The 22,133-nt window shown below is 28.9% G+C and carries 24 protein-coding genes; 7 read left to right on the top strand and 17 right to left on the bottom strand.

Annotated elements, in window-relative coordinates:
- Positions 1 to 46: 46 nt before the first annotated feature.
- The 9 genes from Q0820_RS04940 to Q0820_RS04900 all read right to left on the bottom strand — a co-directional run bounded on the left by Q0820_RS04940 (position 47) and on the right by Q0820_RS04900 (position 9,449).
- The gene (locus Q0820_RS04940) at positions 47 to 2,014 is read right to left on the bottom strand and encodes a sensor histidine kinase (RefSeq protein ID WP_298485676.1); all 1,968 of its coding nucleotides are present in this window, start codon (positions 2,012 to 2,014) and stop codon (positions 47 to 49) included.
- A 286-nt stretch (positions 2,015 to 2,300) separates the two neighbouring features.
- Positions 2,301 to 3,053, bottom strand: a complete 753-nt coding sequence (locus Q0820_RS04935; protein WP_121066151.1) for a response regulator — start codon at positions 3,051 to 3,053, stop codon at positions 2,301 to 2,303.
- A gap of 32 nt (positions 3,054 to 3,085) precedes the next feature.
- Entirely contained in the window at positions 3,086 to 3,994 is a 909-nt protein-coding gene (menA, locus tag Q0820_RS04930; RefSeq protein ID WP_298485673.1) for a 1,4-dihydroxy-2-naphthoate octaprenyltransferase, read from the bottom strand.
- 2 nt (positions 3,995 to 3,996) lie between these two features.
- Positions 3,997 to 4,605, bottom strand: coding sequence for an SPOR domain-containing protein (locus tag Q0820_RS04925; protein WP_298485670.1), 609 nt, complete (start codon positions 4,603 to 4,605; stop codon positions 3,997 to 3,999).
- Positions 4,606 to 4,766: 161 nt separating this feature from the next.
- Complete coding sequence (locus Q0820_RS04920) at positions 4,767 to 5,606, bottom strand: S1-like domain-containing RNA-binding protein (protein WP_298485669.1); 840 nt, start codon at positions 5,604 to 5,606, stop codon at positions 4,767 to 4,769.
- Positions 5,607 to 5,743: 137 nt separating this feature from the next.
- The gene (locus Q0820_RS04915; protein WP_298485667.1) at positions 5,744 to 6,082 is read right to left on the bottom strand and encodes a DUF2853 family protein; all 339 of its coding nucleotides are present in this window, start codon (positions 6,080 to 6,082) and stop codon (positions 5,744 to 5,746) included.
- A gap of 39 nt (positions 6,083 to 6,121) precedes the next feature.
- Positions 6,122 to 7,864 carry a 2-succinyl-5-enolpyruvyl-6-hydroxy-3-cyclohexene-1-carboxylate synthase gene (locus Q0820_RS04910; RefSeq protein ID WP_298485663.1) on the bottom strand — a complete coding sequence of 581 codons (1,743 nt, stop codon included), beginning with the start codon at positions 7,862 to 7,864 and terminating at the stop codon, positions 6,122 to 6,124.
- Positions 7,865 to 7,915: 51 nt separating this feature from the next.
- The gene (locus Q0820_RS04905; protein ID WP_298485661.1) at positions 7,916 to 9,025 is read right to left on the bottom strand and encodes a chorismate-binding protein; all 1,110 of its coding nucleotides are present in this window, start codon (positions 9,023 to 9,025) and stop codon (positions 7,916 to 7,918) included.
- Between the two features lies 1 nt (position 9,026).
- Positions 9,027 to 9,449: a hotdog fold thioesterase gene (locus Q0820_RS04900; protein ID WP_298485659.1), complete on the bottom strand. Its 423-nt coding sequence runs from the start codon at positions 9,447 to 9,449 to the stop codon at positions 9,027 to 9,029.
- Between the two features lie 121 nt (positions 9,450 to 9,570).
- On the opposite strand from Q0820_RS04900, the gene Q0820_RS04895 reads away from it, so the two are divergent.
- Positions 9,571 to 10,215, top strand: coding sequence for an esterase (locus tag Q0820_RS04895; protein WP_298485657.1), 645 nt, complete (start codon positions 9,571 to 9,573; stop codon positions 10,213 to 10,215).
- 5 nt (positions 10,216 to 10,220) lie between these two features.
- On the opposite strand, the gene Q0820_RS04890 is transcribed toward Q0820_RS04895, so the two are convergent.
- Positions 10,221 to 11,084, bottom strand: a complete 864-nt coding sequence (locus Q0820_RS04890; protein WP_298485655.1) for a hypothetical protein — start codon at positions 11,082 to 11,084, stop codon at positions 10,221 to 10,223.
- Positions 11,085 to 11,294: 210 nt separating this feature from the next.
- Here Q0820_RS04890 and Q0820_RS04885 point away from each other — a divergent pair, with 210 nt between their 5' ends.
- Both Q0820_RS04885 and Q0820_RS04880 read left to right on the top strand, forming a co-directional pair.
- Positions 11,295 to 12,494 carry an alanine dehydrogenase gene (locus Q0820_RS04885; RefSeq protein WP_298486696.1) on the top strand — a complete coding sequence of 400 codons (1,200 nt, stop codon included), beginning with the start codon at positions 11,295 to 11,297 and terminating at the stop codon, positions 12,492 to 12,494.
- 1 nt (position 12,495) lies between these two features.
- Positions 12,496 to 12,882 (top strand): DUF4258 domain-containing protein, encoded by a 387-nt coding sequence (locus tag Q0820_RS04880; protein WP_298485653.1) that lies wholly within the window; start codon positions 12,496 to 12,498, stop codon positions 12,880 to 12,882.
- Here Q0820_RS04880 and Q0820_RS04875 read toward each other — a convergent pair.
- Complete coding sequence (locus Q0820_RS04875; protein ID WP_298485651.1) at positions 12,879 to 14,045, bottom strand: proline dehydrogenase family protein; 1,167 nt, start codon at positions 14,043 to 14,045, stop codon at positions 12,879 to 12,881. The genes Q0820_RS04880 and Q0820_RS04875 overlap by 4 nt on opposite strands.
- Before the next feature lie 134 nt (positions 14,046 to 14,179).
- Between Q0820_RS04875 and aroB the strand changes: the two genes are divergently transcribed.
- Both aroB and Q0820_RS04865 read left to right on the top strand, forming a co-directional pair.
- The gene (gene aroB / locus Q0820_RS04870; protein ID WP_298485649.1) at positions 14,180 to 15,241 is read left to right on the top strand and encodes a 3-dehydroquinate synthase; all 1,062 of its coding nucleotides are present in this window, start codon (positions 14,180 to 14,182) and stop codon (positions 15,239 to 15,241) included.
- 97 nt (positions 15,242 to 15,338) lie between these two features.
- A complete protein-coding gene (locus Q0820_RS04865; protein ID WP_298485648.1) occupies positions 15,339 to 15,665 on the top strand; it encodes a hypothetical protein in 327 nt (108 codons plus the stop codon).
- Position 15,666: 1 nt separating this feature from the next.
- On the opposite strand, the gene Q0820_RS04860 is transcribed toward Q0820_RS04865, so the two are convergent.
- From Q0820_RS04860 to Q0820_RS04850, 3 genes are all read right to left on the bottom strand, one after another.
- Positions 15,667 to 16,182, bottom strand: a complete 516-nt coding sequence (locus Q0820_RS04860) for a DinB family protein (RefSeq protein ID WP_298485646.1) — start codon at positions 16,180 to 16,182, stop codon at positions 15,667 to 15,669.
- Between the two features lie 69 nt (positions 16,183 to 16,251).
- Entirely contained in the window at positions 16,252 to 16,731 is a 480-nt protein-coding gene (locus Q0820_RS04855; protein ID WP_298485644.1) for a winged helix-turn-helix transcriptional regulator, read from the bottom strand.
- A gap of 105 nt (positions 16,732 to 16,836) precedes the next feature.
- Entirely contained in the window at positions 16,837 to 17,955 is a 1,119-nt protein-coding gene (locus Q0820_RS04850) for a M14 metallopeptidase family protein (protein ID WP_298485642.1), read from the bottom strand.
- A 218-nt stretch (positions 17,956 to 18,173) separates the two neighbouring features.
- Between Q0820_RS04850 and Q0820_RS04845 the strand changes: the two genes are divergently transcribed.
- Both Q0820_RS04845 and Q0820_RS04840 read left to right on the top strand, forming a co-directional pair.
- Positions 18,174 to 18,551, top strand: coding sequence for a hypothetical protein (locus Q0820_RS04845; protein WP_298485640.1), 378 nt, complete (start codon positions 18,174 to 18,176; stop codon positions 18,549 to 18,551).
- A gap of 2 nt (positions 18,552 to 18,553) precedes the next feature.
- Positions 18,554 to 19,366, top strand: a complete 813-nt coding sequence (locus Q0820_RS04840) for a TerC family protein (RefSeq protein ID WP_298485638.1) — start codon at positions 18,554 to 18,556, stop codon at positions 19,364 to 19,366.
- A 54-nt stretch (positions 19,367 to 19,420) separates the two neighbouring features.
- Here the strand turns inward: Q0820_RS04840 and Q0820_RS04835 are convergent, their stop codons facing one another.
- The 3 genes from Q0820_RS04835 to Q0820_RS04825 form a co-directional block, all read right to left on the bottom strand.
- On the bottom strand, positions 19,421 to 20,089 hold the full coding sequence (locus tag Q0820_RS04835; protein WP_298485636.1) for a DNA alkylation repair protein: 669 nt from the start codon (positions 20,087 to 20,089) through the stop codon (positions 19,421 to 19,423).
- Positions 20,090 to 20,217: 128 nt separating this feature from the next.
- Positions 20,218 to 20,781 (bottom strand): hypothetical protein, encoded by a 564-nt coding sequence (locus Q0820_RS04830; protein ID WP_298485635.1) that lies wholly within the window; start codon positions 20,779 to 20,781, stop codon positions 20,218 to 20,220.
- Between the two features lie 314 nt (positions 20,782 to 21,095).
- The gene (locus tag Q0820_RS04825) at positions 21,096 to 22,133 is read right to left on the bottom strand and encodes an ATP-binding protein (protein ID WP_298485633.1); all 1,038 of its coding nucleotides are present in this window, start codon (positions 22,131 to 22,133) and stop codon (positions 21,096 to 21,098) included.

Raw genomic sequence — 22,133 nt, 5'->3', positions numbered from 1 at the left:
TGAATTCTTAAACTTTAACCATAGATTGTAGCTTTGAAGAGTGTCATTATTTAAAATTAAACCAAAAACGTACTCCTTCCGTTGTTCTGTCAGTATTTAAGCTGGTTTGAAGCTGGTTTGCTAAACGGTTCATTAAGCGAATACCCATAGAAGCTTCGGCTCTAACTTCGGTATCTTCTGGTAACCCTACACCATTATCAGTGTATTCAAAAAAGCCTTCTTTGCCTATCATTTTTCTTAGATGAATATAAATTTTACCATCTGCATTATCATCTGGAAAAGCATATTTAAAAGAATTAGAAACTAACTCATTTAACATTAATCCAAAAGGGATTGCTCTATCAATATCTAGCTCTACGCCTTCCGCATCAATAGTTATATTAATATTATGACCTCCTTTTTTATAAACAGACTGTACACTATTTATTAAACTCTCTATATACCCTTGCATTTCAATAACAGAAAGGTCTTCATTTTGATACAATTTTTGATGAATTAAAGCCATGGCCTTTACCCTACTTTTACCTTCTTCTAAGGCAGCAATTGCAGACTTACTTCTTGTATTCTTTGTTTGAAGACTTAATAAGCTAGAAACCATTTGCAAATTATTTTTTACCCTATGGTGTATTTCTTTTAAATGGGAATCTTTTTCTACTAATGCCTTTTCAATAATATGTTTTTGTTCTACAATTAGTCTTTGACTTTTTATAATTCTTAAATAAGCATAAATTAAACCTGCAAAACCTAATAATAGAAATACAAGTGTTATAAAAACCATGTTAATTCGCTCATCTTTCTCTATCATTTTATTTCTAGAATCTTCTAAATCTTGCTTTTGTTGCTCCATCATTTTTTTGGAATACTCCAAATCTTGTCCCACAACTGCTGCTAATTGTTGCTTTTTTAATGAAGATTGATTTAAGCTCACGGAGTCTTTTAAACGAATAACTTTATTTAAATATTCGGTTGCATTTTTATAATCTCCCGTTCTATTATAGTAAGAAGCATATAGCTTATATTTTTTTAGAATATTGTCGGTTTTAATTGGAGCAATGGAACTACTTAAAATATCGGTAGTTTTTTCTAAATCATCCAATTGCAAATAACACTCAGCTATTTCTAAAGTATTTTCTACCGCATCTGAAGAAAATTTACCTGCATTAAATTCTTTTATAGTAGCAACACTTCTTTCTAAATATGGTAAAGCGTCACTATATTGTTTTAATAAAACATGACATTTTCCAATATTCCCTTCTATAATTCCTTTAAGGTGGTTGGCTTCAGATAATTGCTTTTCTGTTTTTATTTTAGTTACATCGTTTAGATAAATATCAACAAAACCTTTCGCTTTCTTATACGTACTTAATGCAGTTGGGGTAGATTTATCTAAACGTAAATAATTTCCAACATTATTATAAAAAACAGCTTGTCCATAAAAATCATCCTCTGCAATAAACTTTTTCTCCTCTTTAAAATAATCATCCATTGCTTTTCTATGGAGGCCTAAATTGGAATATATATCGTAGAAAGCAATGTTTTCTGTAATACCTAAATCTTTCTTTTCCTTTCTAATTTCTATTTGCTTTGCATAAAGTTCTAGCTTAGAATAGTTTGTATCTAAAAGGTTTAAGACTATAAGCTTAGTGTCTGCACCTAAACTTTCTTTTTTCTCATATAATTCTTTAGCAATAGCTAAACTTTTATCATAATCCCCTAAATCATAATGAATTTGAGACTGTACAACAGAATACTTTTGTACAGCTGTAGAATCGTTCTTATGTTCTGATTCATTTAAATATAAATTTACCGAATCTAACCAATCATATGCAGAATTCTCTGTATATCTATTTGGAGTATTAAAAAAGAAGTTAAATCTAGTATTTACATTTTCTAGCAATTTAAACTCTTTAAAAACTGTAGGTTTAACGTCTAGAGAATCCTGAGCATTAATCCCAGAAACAATAAAGAAGCATAATAAAGTGGCGTGTAAGAATTTTTTCAGCAGTTTTCTCATAGTATTACAATGCAACAAATTCAAACATAATTACTCTTCTTTTTGTATTAGTTTTAACGCAATTAGTATTAAAAAATTATCACGCGTTAATATCATTCAAAAATATTCTATCCGTAGAAAACTATAGAAATATTGTTGTGTAACCCTTAAATATTGTTGTGTAATTGACTATAATTAAAAACAAGTGTTTTTCATCGATAAAATACGTATTTCATGGATGTTTTAGATGGTCATAAAAAATAAAAAAACGCCATTTATGGCGTCTTTTTAAACTGAAATATTGTTTTTAAGAGTTCATTGCTGAAATAATAAACTCTTTAAAATCTTTTGATATTGGAATTAAATTATTGTTAATCATAATATCTTTAGAATTAATAGCATCTATATGATCCACATTAACTATGTATGATTTATGAGCTCTATAGAATTTGTTTTTAGGTAATTTCTCTAAATAGTCTTTTAAAGGAGATCTAACCAAAAACTTTTTATCTACAGTATTTACCTCTAAGTAAACATTGTCTGCTTTTATAAATTGAATATCTCCAAACTGAATTCTGTAATAAAGATGTTGTTTTTTAACAAAAATTGAATCTTTTAGAATAGAGTTAGACATTGGAGCATCTTCTGAAGAAGCTACATTACCATTTTTTTCTGCAGCACCATAAGTAAAATTAGAAAGTGCTATTTCTATAGAAGTATAAAGGTCTTGCTGCTCAAACGGTTTTACCAAATACCCATTAGGTTTTACTGTTTTTGCATTTTCAACAGTTGCTCTATCAGAGTTAGATGTTACGAAAATAAAAGGAATATCATAATTATCGCGAATATGCTTACCTAAATCAATTCCAGTTTTATCAGATGCTAATATAATATCAATTAAAACTAGGTCTACCTGCTGAGTTTTTAGAACTTCAACAGCCTGTTCATATACTATAACATTGTCTACAATCTCGTAACCAATTTCTTCTAACATAGATTGCATATCATCCGCAATTATGACATTGTCCTCTACGATAAGTATTTTAATTGGTTGTTCCAAGGTTATTTAGTTTAATTGGTTTAAACTCAAAATTACAAAAAATAATTGTAACAAAAATATATGAGTATTGACATAAAAAAAGTTGTCAATGCTAATTTTTTAAGTTCTGGATCTAATTTAATGGGTTCCAAAGTAGTAACAACTCTTTTGGCATGTAATAATAAAGGAAATACAACTAGTAATGGTAGTAAAACAAACCAGTTTTGATATATTTTAATAGTAAATACTAGTAAAGATAAAACTGCAACTGTTAATAAAATATAATGGTAAATTTTCCCATTCTCATATCCCATTTTTACTACTACAGTATTTTTTAAAGCTTTTTTATCAGAATTATAATCTCTTAAATTATTTAAGTTTAGAACTCCTGTGCTTAGAGCTCCAACTGTAATAGCAGGCAATACAGATAAAAAAGTGATGTACTTAGCATATAAAAAAAGTGTTCCTAAAACACTTAGAAGTCCAAAAAAAAGAAAGACAAAAACATCTCCTAAACCTCTATAACCGTAAGCAGATTTACCAACGGTATATTTTATAGCTGCCCAAATACTAAAAGAACCTAGAATTAAAAAAAGTATTATATATTTCCAATTTTCTATTCCAAAACTATAGAAAACCAATACAAGAACTAGTAGTATATTAATACCAATAGAAAGTAGTATTCCTTTTTTTAATTGAGCTCTAGATAATAATCCACTTTGCAGTACTCTTTTGGGGCCTATACGGTCTTCATTGTCTGTTCCTTTAACTCCGTCTCCATAATCATTAGCAAAATTAGAAGTTATTTGAAAACCTATGGTAGTACATAAAGCTAAAACTAAAATAATATTGTCTGTAAAACCATACATATTAGCAATTGCAGTACCCACTAAAATACCTGAAATAGATAATGGTAACGTTCTTAATCTAGCTGCATTTAACCAGATGTTTACTTTATTCAAAATTAAAAAGGATCTTCTATTTGAATACGTTTTCCATCTTTATAAGAAGCAACAAAAGCATCTTGAAAACCTAGGTCTACCAACTGTTTTCTAAATTTTTGAGCTTCATTAAGAGTTTGGAAATTTCCTAAAGAATAGGAATAAAAAGGATTTGTTTTTACAAAAAGTGTATTTGTTAAAGCTTCTGAAGCTAGAGTAACATTATTATCAACAAAAGATTTAACCTGCACAGAATAAATTTTTTCTTTCTCTATAAACTCTTTAGCTAAGTAAAATTCTTTAACCAAACTTAACTCTTCATTCTGAATTTTAAGATTGTCTATTCTGCTTTTAATAGCATCTAAACTATCTATAGAAACCAATAAGTTACTAGTATTATTTTGTTTTTTAAAAGTATTAGAACTACTAAGACCTGCTGTAAATGAGGTTATAGCTAATGTTCCTATTAAAAATAAAGCAGTTACACCAGCAAGCACATTACGCTGAATATTACTTTTTTTTAATTCTTTGTTTTTAATTTTTATTTGATCCAGTAAACGCTCATTAATTATCTGAGCTTTATCAATATCTTTATGCAATTCTAATAAATCGCTTTCTTCTATAAATGGCATGCAGTATTAGTTTTGGGGCTAATTTAACAGGCTAAAGTTAATTAAAATAGCCGAATGTCTACTCTTTTTTTAAAAAGAAAAATTAAATTTTATTTTCTTATTATAAATAAATATAGTAAATTTTATAAACAACTAAAAACCAAATAATTATACAAGGAGTCTTAATTTGATTTTATACTATAAATACCATCTTTTTTGATCTCTATTTTTCTTTCTTTATACAAACTACCTATTCCTTTCTTAAAAGTCTTTTTACTCATTTGAAAAGTGGTTGTAATTTCTTCCGGAGACGACTTATCATTAAAAGGTAAAAATCCGTTTTCTTTAGTTAGCATTTCAAAAATCTTATTCGCAGCAGGTTCTAAAACTCTAGTTCCTAATGGTTGTAAAGAAATATCTAACTTATTATCTTTTCTAATTGTTTTTACGCAAGCAGGCATTGTATCTCCTATTGCAATTTTTTTAAACACTTCATTAGAATATACTAATCCTTTGTGTTTGTTATTTACAATGACTTCCCATCCTAAGTTGGTTTGTCTTGTAACAATAATCTCTATTTGATCCCAAACCTTTAATTCTATAGTATCGTTACTTAAAAAGCGATCTAATTTATTAGAAGCAACTAAACGGTTAGAGCGTTCATCTAAATAGCAATAAACTACATACCATTGTCCTTCTTGCATTTTTACTCTTTGCTCTCTAAAAGGAACTAACAAATGTTTTTCTAAACCCCATTGCATAAATGCACCAAATTCATTCACTTCTACTACTTCTAATAGCTGGAATTCGTTTGCCATTATGTAAGGTTCTAAAGTAGTCGCAATTGGTCTTTCTTCATAATCTAAATAGCAAAAAACAGATATTTTACTCCCAATTTCATAAGATTCTGGCACATACTTATTTGGTAAAAGAATATCATTACCTTCATTATCTCCTAAAAACAATCCTACACTTGTTGTTCGTAATATTTCTAAACTATTTAACTTCCCTAATTCTATCATGCTGCAAAATTACATTTTAAAAAAGAATTATAAGTCTTGTTCTTAAAATATATAAAACAGCAAATACGATATTAAAATTAGTAAAACAAAAAAACCGCTCTTAAAGAGCGGTTTCATATTTTTTAAGGAAATTCTATCTAGTAAACAGACTGCTTTCCAAAATGCTTACAAAGCATGTAATAAACAACAGCTCTATGCTTATTTCTATTAGAAGAACCATATTTATCCATTACTGTTTTAATACCTTCATCTAATTTAGCAGAATCTGCCATACCCAATTTTTTGATTAAGTAGTTGTTTTTAACAGTTGCTAATTCTTTCTCATCTCCACCAGATACTTTAGAAGCATCAATGTTGTAGATAGAAGGTCCTAATCCAATAGTAACTTTTGTTAATAAATCCATATCAGCACTTTCTCCAAACTTGTCTTTAATGTCTGCAGCGTACTTAGCAATTAGATCGTCTCTTTTACTCATAATGTTTAGAATTGTTATTAATTAATGGTTAATAAAAGTCTAAGATATGAAATCAAAATAATCAATCAAAATTTTATCATTTATTAATCTAGGGGTTTTTATTTCTAAAACTGCAGGTTTCTCTGTTGTTTTATACATTTTTCTTAATTGTTCTTCTAAAGAATATTCATCTTCTGCATGTAGGTATTCTAAATTATAAAGCTTACATATTTCTTTTGCTGATAAATTATTTCTAGTTTCAAAAAAAGTGTTAAACGTTTTAGATTCTTCTTTTCCCGGTAAAATTCTAAAAATTCCTCCGCCTTCATTATTTACAACAATAATTTTAAAATCTTTTTTTAAATAATTATTCCATAAACCATTACTATCGTAAAAAAAACTTAAGTCCCCTGTAATCAATAAAGTAGGTGTTATATTATAGATAGATGCACCAACAGCCGTAGATACGCTACCATCTATTCCACTGGTTCCTCTGTTACAAAAAACAGGAACAGTCTTATTATTATCAAAGAGTTGCGTGTAGCGAACCGTAGAACTATTTGCTAGTTGTAATTGATATTTATTAGGTATGCTTTTTAAAATACTATCAAAAACTTTAAAATCTGAGAACGGAATTTTTTGTAAATATTCTTCTCTTTTGAGTTGATATTGATTCCTTTTTTTATTCCAAAAATTAAAATAATTACTTTCATCTTTTTTTGATGTTACTATAGATTTTAAGAAAATAGAGGGGTTTTCCTTTACATGATGACTTAAACTAAAGTAAGTATTTAACGCTTTTAGTTTATCTATATGCCAATGTTCTGTTGGTTTATAGCTTCTTAAAAAGGCTTTTATTTTTTTTGAAACTACTAATCCTCCAAATGTGATTAAAATTTCTGGCTTTAAATTCTTGAATAATTCTTCTTTATTGTTTGCTTTTTCTATGGGTGCAAGAATACTATCTATACTTGGAAAAAAATTAGGATGGTGTAAATTAGAAGTAGTTTCTGTAAAAACTATAATTCGTGAATCTCTCCCAAGCACATCTAACAACTCTTGGTCTATGGCATTAGGTTCATTAACTCCTACAAGTACCATTATACGTTCTGCACTACTCCATTTTTCTTTAAAATCTTCAATTTTATCATTAAGATTTGAATTAGAATCTTCTTCAAAAAGAATATTTGGAATAACAGATACAGTACTAACCTTATCATATAAAGGCTCTTCAAAAGGCACATTAATATGTACTGGTAGCTTTAAATTTATTGTTGTATTCAAAGCGGTATTTAATTCAGAATCATTATAGGCCTGTATAGTATCTTGAGGTTTTTTAGAATCTACTTTAGGTACTATATGCGAATTATAAATTTCACTCGCATGGCTTGCATCTTGTTTTAAATTTGCAGAATAGCCAATATGGTTACTAAAAACATTTTTTTGTCTTATGGTTTGCCCATCTCCAATATCTATTTTATAAGAAGGTCTATCCGCAGAAATTACAACCAAAGGAATGCCACTATAATATGCCTCTGCAATTGCAGGATAGTAGTTTAATAATGCACTTCCTGAAGTACAAACAACAACAACAGGTTCTTTTAATTGCTGAGCCATACCAAGCGCAAAGAAAGCAGCAGAGCGTTCATCTACAATACTATAGCAGTTAAAAAAAGGGTTTTCTGTAAATGAAATTGTTAAAGGAGCATTTCTAGAACCAGGAGATATAACAATATTTTTTATTCCCTTTGCTTTACAATGTAAAATTATAGTTTGTGCAGATGCAATTGTAGAGTGTTTCATGTAAAACAAAAATACAACGATGTACTAACTAAACCCAATTCTACAATAAGATTATGTTGTATTAAGTATAAACAACATAGTCTTACTTTTATTTACAGTTTCTTTCCATTCTTTTTCTGGGTCAGAATCTTTTGTAATACCACCGCCAACATATACTATTGCTTTTGCATCTTTTAGTTGCATGCATCGTAAATTAACATACAAATCAGATACTTTTTTTATAGATTTATAGGCATTATTTTCTGTGTTTTTACGCCTTGTAGTTCTTAAATTTTCCTGTTTAAAATTTAATTCTCCTAAATACCCCGTGTAATATTCCCTATCATAATTTTCTTCTTCCAAAATAAAAGATTTGGTTTCTTCTTTAGGCATACCACATACTGCAGGCGTAGGATGCAGTACTTGTATAATACTTTTTAAAGATTCATTTATAATATCTGCCGTTAACTTAGTCCTTAAATGCCACAAATTTCCAGCACGTATAGATTCTACCTTAGAATATAATAGCTTATCTACTTTATTCTCTAATGCATTTGTTATATACTCTGTAACTAAATTTTGCTCTTCTAATTCCTTTATTCCCCAAGTAACTTTTTTATCTTGTTCATAAGGCTTTGTTCCTGCTAAAGACATTGTAGTTAGCCTTTTATTCTCTAATTTTAAAAGAATTTCAGGGGTAGCTCCTAACCACATTCCAATTTTAGGATGGTACCATAAATAACAAAAAGCTGATGCATATTTTTGTAATAATGAACTAAAAAGTAAAAAAGGGTCTTTGGTACAGTTTATTTCTATTTTTCTAGAAACAACAACTTTTTTAAAATTGGTGTCCTTAATTTTAGAAATAGCCTTTTTAACTAATTCTATATGCTTTTCCTTACCTTCTGTAGCACTTGGATAATTTATATCCTGTTTAGAAGCAATACTATTAAATGCATAAGTCTCTTCTAAAAAATCATCAAATTTTAATAACACTATAGGAGACTCACTATTAAAAGGAGCAAAAACAAATCCTTTTTCTTCAAAAGAATTTACATTATAAATAACTGTAGTAGATTGAAAACCTGCCTTAACTACAGTACTATTAGGTTTCCTATATAAAACAAAAGGTAATTTGGCATCTAATTGTTTACTTGCTTTATTTATGATTTGGGTAAGCATATTATTTTTTAGGTAAGGCAATGGTACTTAATTTACAAACGGATATTAAATTATTTTCATCATCTGTAACCTTAATTTCCCATAACTGCGTTGTACGCCCTTTATGCACTAAAAGTGCTTTAGCATATACAAAGCCTTCTTTTACACTCTTTACATGGTTTGCAGAAATTTCTATACCACGCACAAAAAAGTTTTGTCCGTCTAAGAATATATAAGAAGCTGTACTTCCTACGCTTTCCGCTAAAGCAGCAGTAGCACCACCATGCAAAACACCATCTGGTTGATGGACTCTAGAATTTACTGGCATTTTTGCAATTAAAAAGTCTTCTCCAACATCTGTATATTCAATTTCTAAAGTCTCCATAAGTGTGTTTTTGGAGCTTTCATTACAAATAGATAGAATCTTTTCTTTATAATCGTTCATGCCTTTTTTTTTGTAAAATTAAGCATTAGCTAAGAATAAAAGAAGTGTTTAAAAAGGGAATGGTTTCTTAAAGTAAAGTTTGGTTTTTTACCTTTACTGTAATTTTAGTTTTTATAATAAAATGAGTAATCAAGAAAAAACAGTAAGTTACACTACAACAAACACCTACGAAACTCTTAACTCCTTAACTAATAAAACCAAAAACATATGGATTGTTTTACATGGCATAGGATATTTAAGTAGGTATTTTATAAAACATTTTGATTCCTTACCTGCTGAAGAAAATTATATAATAGCACCACAAGCCCCTTCTAAATATTACTTAAATAATAAATATCGTAGAGTTGGCTCTAGTTGGCTTACTAAAGAAAATACCTCTTTAGAAACAAAAAACGTATTAAATTATTTAAACAAAGTCTACCAACAAGAAGGCATTACAGACCAACATAATGTAATAATTTTAGGATATTCACAAGGTGTTTCTATTGCTAGCAGGTGGATTTGCTATTCTAAAATTCCGTGTAATCATTTAGTATTATACGGTGGAATTATACCCAAAGAATTAACTAAAGAGAATTTTTCTAATCTAATAGATAACAAAACAAAAATAACCTTCTTTATTGGTGATAAAGACGAATATATTACTGAGGCCAAAAGAATTTTAGAAGAAAAAAGAATACAACTTTTATTTGATGGTAAAGTAAACGTAATAGTATATGATGGCGAACATGCCATTAAAAAAGAAATAATAGAATCTTTAGTATAAACTACTTATTCAAAATAAGTTATGGCCCTAGTTTTATAACTATTATCTGGCGTAATAATTTGTTTAATCCAATTGCCAGAATTGCCATCATCATATTGATACAGGTATTCTTTTATCGTGACACTATCTTCTAATTTCTCTTCCGTTTTAATCAGCATGTCATTTTCATTATAGTCATATAATATAACTTCCTGTGGCTCAAACTCTTTTTTGTCTGTATTAAACAAAAACTTAGTCTTAGAAACTATTTTATCTTTTTGGTTTATTTTATCCTCCTCTGCAGATATTGCTTCGCCATTTAAAAAAGTCTTGGTAAGCACTAATTTTTGTTCTGGAGTATTTTTATTTTTTATTTTTGAGGTCCTAATAGATTTAATAATCTCACCGTTTAAGTTATATGTTTTTGTATTTTCACCTTTAAAACTTGTATTAGAAATAGTTGTAATATCTATACCTGTGTCATTGGTTCTTGTAATTTTCTCTAAAACATTTTCTTTAGAATACATATACTCGTATTGTTCTAAAAACTCTTTAGAATACGTAAGTATTTTTTCTGTAATTTTTAAAGTTGCTGTACTATCTATAGTATAAATATTAGCAATGGAGGTACTAGGGTCAAAATTATTTTCTCTGTAGTTTTCAAATCTTTTTTCTTTTAAAAATTTTCCATCGTATTTATAGTATGTAATATTATAATCCGCATCACTATGCCTTGTAACAGACTTAGACAAACGTCCGTCTTTTAAAAACTCATACTCTTCCTTACCATATTTAGTATTTACCAAACACGTTTGCACACTATCTTTTAAATCAAAATCCTTCACTGTAAAAATTCTAATTTCTTGAGCTTCAATTGTAAAAGAAGTCATTAAAAACAAAAACGTAAAAAAATAAAGCGCATAATTATTCATGAAACAAAATTAGTTATAATCTTAATCACATAAAATAATTATAGAATAAAAGAGCATTAATAAAAATAGTATAGCACTACAATGATTTTATGATTTTTATAGTACTTAATTATTTCATTAAAAGTTGTAAATTTGATATTAACACCATTAATTTTATTGCTTATTTATATGGATTTACCAACATCTCCTTTTAGTAAACAACAACTCTTACCACAAGAAGAAACATTAGAAGTTTTAAAACAAAAAGGAGAACTTTTTATTGGTATACCAAAAGAAAATCAAAATCAAGAAAAAAGAATTTGTTTAACCCCAGATGCTGTAAATGCAATAACTGCCAACGGCCATAGAATATTAATAGAAGCTGGCGCTGGCGAAGGTGCAAATTTTACAGATATAGAATACACTAATGCTGGTGCGGAAATTACTAAAGACACTAAAAAAGTATTTTCTTGTCCACTGCTATTAAAAGTAGAGCCACCAACTTTAGCAGAAATAGAAATGTTAAATCCGCAAGCAACTATTATATCTGCATTACAAATAAAAATACAAGAAAAACGATATTTTGAAGCATTGGCAAAAAAGAGAATTACTGCCATTGCTTTTGAATATATACGTGATGAAGATGGTAAATACCCTGCTGTACGTTCTTTAAGTGAAATTGCAGGAATATCATCAGTATTAATAGCTTCTGAGTTAATGGCGGTTACCAATGAAGGTAAAGGTTTAATGTTTGGAAATATTAGTGGTGTACCTCCTGTAGAAGTTGTAATTATTGGTGCTGGTACGGTTGGTGAATTTGCTGCAAGGTCTGCTATTGGCTTGGGTGCTAATATTAAAGTTTTTGACAACTCTATTACCAAGCTTAGAAATATACAAACAAATCTAAACCAGACTATATATACTTCAACGATACAACCAAAAAATTTATTAAAAGCCCTAAAAAGATGTGATGTTGCAATTGGTGCAACAAGAGGTAAAGACCGCTCACCGGTGGTAGTTTCTAGTACTATGGTAGAACACATGAAAAAAGGTGCTGTAATTATAGATGTTAGTATAGACATGGGTGGTTGCTTTGAAACTAGTGAGGTTACTTGCCATAACAAACCTACTGTAGAAAAATTTGGTGTGGTGCATTACTGTGTTCCAAATATACCTTCTAGATACCCAAAAACTGCATCGGTATCTATTAGTAATATTTTTACGCCTTATCTACTAAAAATTGGAGAAGATGGGGGAATAGAAAATTCTTTGCGTTTTGACAAAGGTCTTAGAAATGGTCTGTATCTTTACCACGGAATTTTAACCAATAAATCTGTAGGCGAATGGTTTGACTTACAGTATAGCGACATCAATTTTCTGATTTTTTAATATGGCATTTTTAAAGCGTTTAGGTTACTTTGTTTTTGGCCTATCATTAGGTATTGTTTGTTTAACTTTTTTCTTCAAAAAAAAATCGGATGAAACAGGTACCAGTTTATCTTTTTGTTATTTACCAAATTGTAGAACACTAAAAGACATACGTTCTAAACCGTTACACTACTCCGAAGAAATAAGCACCTTGCTTTTAAATAAAGAATTAGACTCTACAGATATTGCTTTTTTCTTAATCAACGGAGATGTAGACTTTGGAAATAGTGATACTAAATCTAATCCATGTAAAACTTATCTTATAGAAGGTGAATTACATGGAAAAGAAGCTATTTTAACCGTAAAAAATTGTAAAGACAAAGCACAAATAAGTAAACTTGTTTACTAAATTTTCCTTCTCTTTCGTTCTTCTTTTAACAAGGTTAATTCTCTTGTAGTTTGCCCCGCTACAGATGTGTTTTCCTCTGCCCTACGTATTAAATACGGCATAACATCTCTTACTGGACCAAAAGGTAAATATTTAGCAACATTATAACCTTCAGCAGCCAAATTAAAAGATATATGGTCGCTCATACCATAGAGTTGCCCAAACCAAACTCTAGTGTCTGATTTTTCTATATTTTTTTCCTTTAAAAGTTCTATTAAAGCATAACTACTAGCTTCATTATGTGTGCCGCAGAAAAGAGAAATAACATCTAAATTATCTAATATATAGCTAACTGCAGCATCAAAATTAATATCGGTATCTTTTTTACTAGCACAAATTGGTGTTGGGTACCCTTTTTCTTTTGCTCTAGTATTTTCTTTCTCTAAATAAGCACCACGTACTACTTTTAAACCCACCAAAAAACCTTTCTCTTTAGCTCTTTTATATAACCCTTCTAAATACTCCAAACGGTCCCATCTATACATTTGCAGCGTATTAAACACTACCGCTTTTTCAGTATTATATTTTGCCATCATATCTTCTACCAATTGGTCTGCTGCATTTTGCATCCAACTTTCCTCACCATCTATTAACAAAGCTACTTCCATATCATAAGCTTTTTTGCAAACCGTGTCAAACCTTTTAACAACACGCTCCCACTCTACTTTTTCTTCTGCAGTTAGTACTGTGTTACTAGACACTTTTTGGAACAATGCAAATCTTCCAAAACCAGTAGGTTTAAATACTGCAAAGGGAATAGAATCTAATTCTTTTACAAAATTTAAAATCTTTAAAATTTTATGTAAAGCTTCGTCAAATGTAGCTTCTTCCTCTTTTCCTTCTACTGAGTAATCCAAAACAGAACAAACTCCTTTTCCCCACATTTTATCTACCACAGGTAAACAATCTTCCTCATTTACACCACCACAAAAGTGGTCAAAAACTGTAGCTCTTATTAAACCTTCTACTGGTAAATGCGCTTTAATTGCAAAATTTGTCATTAATGTACCCATTTTTACAAGAGGTTCATTTGCAATCATTTTAAAAAGAAAATAGGCTCTTTCTAATTCCGAATCCGTTTTTAAGGCAAATGCCGTTGCGGTATTCTCAAAAATATGTTTCATTTATTAAAAAATTAGTCAACATCAAATATAATAACACTTTTTACAACCATTTCATTTAAAATAAGCTTTATTTTGCGAGCTATTAAAAAAATATTTTTCTTTGAAAAACTTTAGAGAAAAACTTAATTACAACTATGAACTCTATTACCACAACATCTTATTCTATACATTTTAACACAGATGCTTTTAATGCTCTAAATACGCATTTAGAAGATAAAGCATATTCTACTATATTTATTATGGTAGATGAAAATACGCATGAGCATTGTTTACCTGCCTTTATGTCTCAAATTACTGGGGACTATGCATTTGAAATTATAGAAATAGAATCTGGTGAAGAAAATAAAAACATAGAAACTTGCACAGGAGTTTGGAGCGCGCTTTCTGAACTTGGCGGAGACCGTAAGAGTATTCTTTTAAACTTAGGAGGTGGCGTTCTTACAGATTTAGGTGGCTTTGTAGCTTCTACTTTTAAAAGAGGAATTAATTTTATTAACATACCTACTACATTACTTTCTATGGTAGATGCATCTGTAGGTGGCAAAACTGGTGTTGATTTAGGGCCATTAAAAAACCAAATTGGAGTTATAAACCAACCGCAAATGGTACTTATTGTTCCAGAATTTTTACAAACTTTAGAAGCTAGGCAAATAGAAAGTGGCTTTGCAGAGATGCTAAAACATGGTCTTATTAAAGACAAAAACTATTGGGAAGAACTTAAAAAAATAACATCTTACAAAGAAATGGAAGCACACATACATGATTCTGTTATTATTAAGAATGATGTTGTTACCATTGACCCAACAGAACAAAACCTACGTAAAATATTAAATTTTGGCCATACACTAGGACATGCCATTGAATCTCATTATCTAGAGAGTGAAGAATTACCAACACTTTTACATGGAGAGGCAATTGCAATTGGAATGATTTTAGAAGGATACCTTTCTTATATACTAACAGGACTACCTAAAAGTGAATTAGAAGACATTAAAGAAACTTTTTTAAGCAGGTATAAAAAAATTGAGTTTACAGAAGAAGGAATTAAAAGCATTTTAAAGCTTTTAATTTTTGATAAGAAAAATTCTCACGGTAACATTAATTTTGTTTTACTAAAAAGTATTGGCGAAGCTGTCTATGACATTAAAATTAAAGATGAATTATTTTCCGAAGCTTTTTCTTACTACAAAGAATAAGAGATTCATACACTAAATTCTTCATTTTACAACTCTTTAAAAAAAGTAATACATAAATTATATAGATTCGGTAGTATAAAAACCAAACCTATACATTATGTTACGCAAACTTGTAGATTACAAAAAATTAGACCACAGTATTGTTTCCCTATTAATTGAAACATACCCTCATGGGTATGGAGATGATGATATTATAATTTTTAAAAATATAAATGGTGAAATTATAGAAACTGTTGAGCTAAAAACAGAAGACACAATTTATTTAGTAAAAATTAGTAAAAGCTTATCTAACTTTATTGCAAATTTTGAAGACAACGTAGAAAAAGAACTAGAACCTAATACTACAAATACTATAGAGGAAGTAGACGCTTCCAATATGCAATTAGATATAGATTCAGATTCTTTAGAGAAAGAAATAGAATAGACTAAAAATACCTTTCTTCTAAAATTTTCATATGGTGTTTTTGGTGACCGCAAATAACAAATCCTAATCCGCCAACACTCCATTGTATGTTACTTGCAGTACCTGTGTGCAAGAGCTGCTCTTTAGTACTATTCTTAAATAATGCAATTGTAGATTCTCTTACAGCAAGAAATTCCTCAACTATATTTTCTTTATTTCTATTCGCAACGGAAACTTCTTTTGCATAATCATTTTCATTAAATCCTGGTAAAGCTGTTTTATCATTTCTACAAAAACATAGTGCTCTATATTGAAAAACCCTTTCTGTATCTATAATATGTAGCAAAACTTCTGCCACTGTCCATTTATCTTTACCATAGGCATAAGAAAATTTAGCAGCATCTATAGTTTCTACTAAATCTAGAAACTGTTTTTTTCCATTAAGCAATTCAGACATAAGCTCTACATCCTCAATAGCGTTTAAATAGGTAGCATAAAATTCTTTATACTCTACTTCTAATAAATCCGATTTTTTCATTTTTAATAAATAAAAAATCCTAATTAAAGTAATTTCAATTAGGATTTAAGTTTATAGTAATTAATGCTATTAAAGTTCATTAAAAATTTTGTGCATTAATCGTTTTTTATCATTAATACTTTCTTCTAAAGAAATCATTGTTTCTGTTCTACTAATTCCATCAATATCATCAATTTTGAAAATAATATTTTTAGCGTGAGTAGTATCTTTTGCTCTAATTTTACAGAAAATATTAAACTTACCTGTAGTAATATGTGCAACAGTTACATTTGGAATTTCATTTAAACGCTCTAATACAAATTTTGTCTGGTGCGTTTTTTCCAAGAAAACACCAACATAAGCTATAAAAGAATATCCTAACTTAACATAATCTATAGTTAAAGAGGACCCTTTTATTATTCCTGCCTCTTCCATTTTCTTTACCCTAACATGTACAGTACCAGCAGATATTAATAATTTCTTTGCTATATCTGTAAATGGTGTTCTAGTGTTGTCTATTAACATATCTAGAATCTGGTGGTCTATCTCGTCTAACTTAACTTTACTCATGGTTTTAAATAGTTTAAATGCGAAAATAATAAATTACAATAGAAAACTCAATAAAAGTTGCCTTATTATAACAAAAATGTAACGTTTAGGTAATTAAATACCATATTATGCAATATATTCTTTTAAAAGTTCTATGAAAGGTTCCTTTTTTAGGATAAACAACTCTTCTTCTTTTAAACAATTATAGGTTTTATGACCAAAATAAGATTTTGTTAATTTTCCAACCTTTTCTATTGCTGGCACAAACTCAAGAACACCATTTATTAAAGTTTCCTTAAACAATATTCCTATATCTGTATTTGGGTCTAAACTTGAGTTAATTTTCTCTGCATTACCTATTAAAACATCAAAGAAAAGTTTTCCGTTTTCTGGTATGGTAGTATAGTCTTCTTGACTATAACTAGGAATGGTACCTAAACTAATTGTACTAATTGCTTTTAGTAAAGATATATATATAAGTTCTCGTGTAGTTTCCCTTTCATAATCGTTAGGGTAATGACCAGACTCAAAAAGTATTGTTGGAATATGTAGCATTTGAAAAGTGTCTCCCACACAATTTGCATTAAACCCATCATCATACCTTCCAACTTGACCTGGTATTATTTTTTGTAACTCACTATTCATAGCAACAATTAACTGCATACTTACTCCTCTAGTTTTAGAAATAGTTCTTTCTTCATTGTGTGCAGGAGCTAAAAAAGATACCGTTGCAGGCTTATTCGTTGTACCCACATTAAAAATAGTACGCTGATCATGTAAATTAAAACAATAGTTTGGTTTAAACTTTTTATACGCTGCCATTAAGATAGTACTCTCGGGCTGGGTTTGGTTTTGGGCATCTCTATTTAAATCAATCTCATTAGCATTTATTCTAGTATAGGCATGCGCCCCATCTGGATTTAGCATAGGGATAATATGTAGGGTACAATTAGCTTTTATAGTATCTACCTCTTTAGAATCTTGTTGTAAATAATTTAATAAATCTAATACTGCTTTTGTAGTGGTAGATTCATTACCATGCATTTGGGACCACATTAAAATTCTATTGGATCCATTACCTACAGTAACGCTATATATTTTTCTTTTTTGGACAGAATCTCCAATATAAGAAACACTAAATTCTGAAGGTAATTTTTCTAAAACTGAGAAAATTTGTTCATTAATTACATAACGACCAGTAACAGATTTCTCTTTTATATTCTTATACTCTATGGATGTAAACATCTAAAATTCTTAAATTTAATTAGTAAAAATACAATCTATATAAATTACATTTGCAACCTATAAGGTGTTTTTTGTTATGTAATTAATTATTTAAATGGTTAAAAACAAAAATATTTATACAATATATTGAAAATCAAATATTTAATTAATTTTACATATACAAATACTTCACCTTTAATCTATACCAAGACTTATTAATTTAATTATTTTCTTAAACTATGATAAAAAAGATAATCTGCATATTATTACTATTATTAACCTTTGTTTCTTGTTACCAACCAGAACGAAACTGTAGTGATTTTAAAACTGGAGAATTTACGTTTACATATGAAATAAATGGAGTTTCTAAAACCGGTAAATTTATACGTGACAAAGATTACAGTGTAGATTATTATGATAATAAAATTGACAGTGCTTCCGTACGGTGGTTAAATGATTGTGAATTTGTTTTAAAAGATTTAAATAATGATATTGCCATTCATTATAAAATTTTGAGTACCACAAAAGATTCTTATACTTTTGAATATAAGAATGCTGTAAAAGACACCAATAAAAAACTAATCGTAAGAACAGGAACCGCAACAAAAACTAAATAACCATGTTTGAAATTTTTTCTAATCCAGATGCTTGGATAGCCCTTTTAACTTTAACCTTTTTAGAAATTGTATTAGGTATAGATAATATTATTTTCATATCTATTGCTGCAGGAAAATTAGAACCTGCGCAAAGAAAAAAAGCAACCAACATAGGCTTAGTATTGGCCATGGCTATGCGTATTGTGCTTCTTTTTGGTATATCCTTACTAACCTCTATGAAAAAGCCTTTCTGGGTTATTGACTTGGATTGGATTTCTGGCGGTATTAGCGGACAAGCAATAATTCTCTTTGCTGGTGGATTATTCTTATTATACAAGAGTACAAAAGAAATACATGAAAAAGTAGAAGATAAAGGTCATGATGAAAGAGAGGTAACTAAAGCTCGTTCTAAAACATTAAGCAACGCTATAGTACAAATAACCGTTATAAATATTGTTTTCTCTTTTGATTCTATCTTAACAGCTATTGGAATGACCAATGGAATATCTCCAAATCCTAATGATGCACTAATTTTAATGATTGTTGCTGTGGTAGTCTCTGTGATCATAATGATGTTATTTGCTAACCCAGTTGGGGAGTTTGTAAATCGTCATCCGTCCATACAAATACTTGGACTATCTTTCTTAATATTAATTGGATTTATGCTTATTGCAGAAGCAGCACACCTTGCTCATTTAATTGTTTTTGGCAATGAAGTTGGCACCATTCCAAAAGGATATTTGTACTTTACTATAGCCTTTTCTTTAATGGTAGAATTTTTTGATTTAAGAATGAAAAAAAATAAAAAAGGAGTAACTGAAAATATAGAAGAGTAATTTCACTTTTCTAAACAAAAAAACACCCTAGTAAAATAATTTGCTAGGGTGTTTTTATTTTAATAACCTTAATGCCTCTCTCCTACTTAATGGCTCTAAATTTGTATTCTCTACAAATTCCACAACCCAGTTAGGATTGGTTCTACTGTATTCCCTTAAAATCCAACCTATAGCCTTATTTATAAAAAACTCTTTAGAACCTAACAAACTATTAATTGTATTTTGCAATACTAATGTATCTAATTCCTTTTTATATTTTAATTGAAAAAGTATAGCACTCCGTTGTAGCCAAATATTATTAGTCTTTAGCCACTTTTTAATAGTTGCATCTTTAGTTTCAGGAAATTTTTTAAAATAAGCTCCTAATAATTTAACCGCAATAAAATCTACTGTATCCCACCAAGATTTATTTGTAATCATATATTCATAAAGCAATATATCTTCTACTTCTTGGGCTTTTATATATTTGAACACTAATTCTTGTCCAAAATGCTGAAACTCTCTTTGCGGTTTACTCCATAAGATTTTAATTAATTTTGGAAGCACTTCTTTAGGAAGAAGGTAAGATGTAATTAAAAAAGGTTTTTGAATTTCCCTTCTAATAGGTGTTTTTAACCCATAATAATCAAATTGATCACGCATGTACGCTTTTTGATGCGTAGCAACTAAGCTATCTGCACTATTAGCAAATTCATTTTCAAGGCTCTTAATATATTCTTCCATGAGTAAAATTTCAAACTTAAAATACAAATTTACTCGATAATCGAGATTTAAATGCTCCGACGCTTGGCTTACGTCGAAATCAATACTAATTTTTCTTCTAATGCCTCTTGGACTTGCCCCAAGGTAATTTACTCTACAATAGCAAATCTCTTCAAATTTTCTATTTCTGGAAGAATAACCTCTTTAACCAAACTATGATCTTCTGTATATATACCAGAAGTAATAAGATTATAAATAAATTTACCATCACGTATGGTAAGTAACACCCCATTAGGTTCTCCATCATAGGTTCTAATAGCATAAAAACTATCGTCTCCAGGAAGATTTATATTTTTTACCTCTTCAGTACCTTGACCAAAAGAACTTGTAACTATATTATAAGCGCCATTAGTTAATTGATATGCCTTTTTTGCTTCCCTAACACTGCGTTCCTTAGATATTGTTATAGAATAGTACAAAGGACTATACCTATCTGTCTCTATTAAATCATACGTATATTCTAACTCTACAGACCCATCAAAATACTTGTGTACGCTACAAGTCTCACTTTTTCCACTCAAATCTAAATTAATATCATAAACATCTGTTATTTCTTTGATCGTAGTAATAATGGGGTATTTAGACACCTCAATAGTATCATCAGAAATACAAGAACAAAAAATGAGGCAGACAAGAAGTAAGATTTTTTTCATCAATTATATTTTATAAAATATAACGGAAAATTCTTATTTTATATATAATACTAGTAATGTAAACTTAAAAATACTTAATAATTTTTTCACCAGTTAAATTTATAATATACTAAAACATCTGCGTGGTGCACGGAAGGTTTAATTACTACTATCAACATAACAAATCTCAAAAAATTTAGTTATATTTTAAGTTTTATTTAAAAGTAATTACACAAATAGCAAAAGCAATATATTTCAAATTAAAAAAAATTAATAGTCTTTGCAAATAAGTAAAAACATTAACTCTCCATCTAATAATTTAACACTTATTAAGTTTAATTTTTAAGTAGTTCAATATTAAATGTATTTTCCGAAAATGGAATACCTCTAAAATTTTCAATTCCATCACCACATTTTATTTCAAATTTCCCATTATTTAATTCAATCATTTGCTTTATCCTCCACATTCCAATACCATCACCTTGTTTACCAATTTTTTTTGCGGTTACACCAGAAACTCCTTCTAAAAGTATTCTTTCACGCTCGTTTTCAGGAATATGCAAGCTTATCATTTGAATTGACATAACTATAGTTTTATCATTATCTTTAAAATCAATTAAAATATTTGTGTCAGGTTTTGAATATTTAGCTGAATTTTCCAATAAATGATATAAAGCAACTTGTATTGTCTCATAATCAATGAGAATTTTCCCATAAAAATCAGAAACTTGTACATAAATATTCTTAGATGTGAAATCTCCAAAAAAAGTATGGAGAACATTTAACAAAACAACTCTAAATGGGTAGACTGTAAATTCCAAATCAGCATTATCATCTCTATCTAATTTTCTATAAATAGAAAATTCTGATTTCATATGAATATTATGTTTTGCTATGCGCAAAAACACCATAGAGGCTTTATATTTATCGTTATCTAATTCTTTTTGTATATATTCAATTTGATTTCTCCAATTTGAAGAAAGAATCTCTTGAGGTATTAAATTATATATCTCTTGAATGTTATGAGCATTTATAGAAGTAAGATTATGAACTAGTCTATTAACTTTCTTTTGTTCTGATTTTTTTACTTCGCTAATGATTTGTTCTCGAGGTATTACCAAGTCATAATAAGCATATGATAAAGCTTCCAATTTACTTTTAAATAATTTGGTAGTTTTTGTTTTTTCACAACATAGAAAAGTAACACCTTTAGAATTTAAAATCTTCCCCTGCCTTCTTTTATTCTTATAAATAGGGCAACAATCAATTACCCCACCTAGTGTGTCACAAGAGTTATAACAATTAAGGCAATCAGATTCCAAATTGTCCGAAATACTACTTTCTAAATTATCTGTTATTTTAAAGTGATTCAT

Source organism: uncultured Maribacter sp. (assembly GCF_947495965.1).
Taxonomy (GTDB): Bacteria; Bacteroidota; Bacteroidia; order Flavobacteriales; family Flavobacteriaceae; genus Maribacter_B.
Note: the sequence above shows the minus strand (reverse complement) of the source record. Positions and strands in the feature narration are given on the sequence as shown.

Excerpts from the sequence above, each read along its gene's own strand:
- aroB (WP_298485649.1), top strand. The coding sequence starts at position 14,180 with ATGAACTCTATTACCACAACATCTTATTCTATACATTTTAACACAGAT.
- Q0820_RS04910 (WP_298485663.1), bottom strand. The coding sequence starts at position 7,864 with ATGAAACACTCTACAATTGCATCTGCACAAACTATAATTTTACATTGT.
- Q0820_RS04835 (WP_298485636.1), bottom strand. The coding sequence starts at position 20,089 with ATGGAAGAATATATTAAGAGCCTTGAAAATGAATTTGCTAATAGTGCA.
- Q0820_RS04855 (WP_298485644.1), bottom strand. The coding sequence starts at position 16,731 with ATGAGTAAAGTTAAGTTAGACGAGATAGACCACCAGATTCTAGATATG.
- Q0820_RS04940 (WP_298485676.1), bottom strand. The coding sequence starts at position 2,014 with ATGAGAAAACTGCTGAAAAAATTCTTACACGCCACTTTATTATGCTTC.
- Q0820_RS04920 (WP_298485669.1), bottom strand. The coding sequence starts at position 5,606 with ATGATAGAATTAGGGAAGTTAAATAGTTTAGAAATATTACGAACAACA.
- Q0820_RS04900 (WP_298485659.1), bottom strand. The coding sequence starts at position 9,449 with ATGAACGATTATAAAGAAAAGATTCTATCTATTTGTAATGAAAGCTCC.
- Q0820_RS04880 (WP_298485653.1), top strand. The coding sequence starts at position 12,496 with ATGGCATTTTTAAAGCGTTTAGGTTACTTTGTTTTTGGCCTATCATTA.
- Q0820_RS04850 (WP_298485642.1), bottom strand. The coding sequence starts at position 17,955 with ATGTTTACATCCATAGAGTATAAGAATATAAAAGAGAAATCTGTTACT.
- Q0820_RS04915 (WP_298485667.1), bottom strand. The coding sequence starts at position 6,082 with ATGAGTAAAAGAGACGATCTAATTGCTAAGTACGCTGCAGACATTAAA.
- Q0820_RS04865 (WP_298485648.1), top strand. The coding sequence starts at position 15,339 with ATGTTACGCAAACTTGTAGATTACAAAAAATTAGACCACAGTATTGTT.
- Q0820_RS04840 (WP_298485638.1), top strand. The coding sequence starts at position 18,554 with ATGTTTGAAATTTTTTCTAATCCAGATGCTTGGATAGCCCTTTTAACT.
- Q0820_RS04875 (WP_298485651.1), bottom strand. The coding sequence starts at position 14,045 with ATGAAACATATTTTTGAGAATACCGCAACGGCATTTGCCTTAAAAACG.
- Q0820_RS04885 (WP_298486696.1), top strand. The coding sequence starts at position 11,295 with ATGGATTTACCAACATCTCCTTTTAGTAAACAACAACTCTTACCACAA.
- Q0820_RS04905 (WP_298485661.1), bottom strand. The coding sequence starts at position 9,025 with ATGCTTACCCAAATCATAAATAAAGCAAGTAAACAATTAGATGCCAAA.
- Q0820_RS04890 (WP_298485655.1), bottom strand. The coding sequence starts at position 11,084 with ATGACTTCTTTTACAATTGAAGCTCAAGAAATTAGAATTTTTACAGTG.
- Q0820_RS04925 (WP_298485670.1), bottom strand. The coding sequence starts at position 4,605 with ATGCCATTTATAGAAGAAAGCGATTTATTAGAATTGCATAAAGATATT.
- Q0820_RS04845 (WP_298485640.1), top strand. The coding sequence starts at position 18,174 with ATGATAAAAAAGATAATCTGCATATTATTACTATTATTAACCTTTGTT.
- Q0820_RS04860 (WP_298485646.1), bottom strand. The coding sequence starts at position 16,182 with ATGAAAAAATCGGATTTATTAGAAGTAGAGTATAAAGAATTTTATGCT.
- Q0820_RS04830 (WP_298485635.1), bottom strand. The coding sequence starts at position 20,781 with ATGAAAAAAATCTTACTTCTTGTCTGCCTCATTTTTTGTTCTTGTATT.
- Q0820_RS04825 (WP_298485633.1), bottom strand. The coding sequence starts at position 22,133 with ATGAATCACTTTAAAATAACAGATAATTTAGAAAGTAGTATTTCGGAC.
- Q0820_RS04895 (WP_298485657.1), top strand. The coding sequence starts at position 9,571 with ATGAGTAATCAAGAAAAAACAGTAAGTTACACTACAACAAACACCTAC.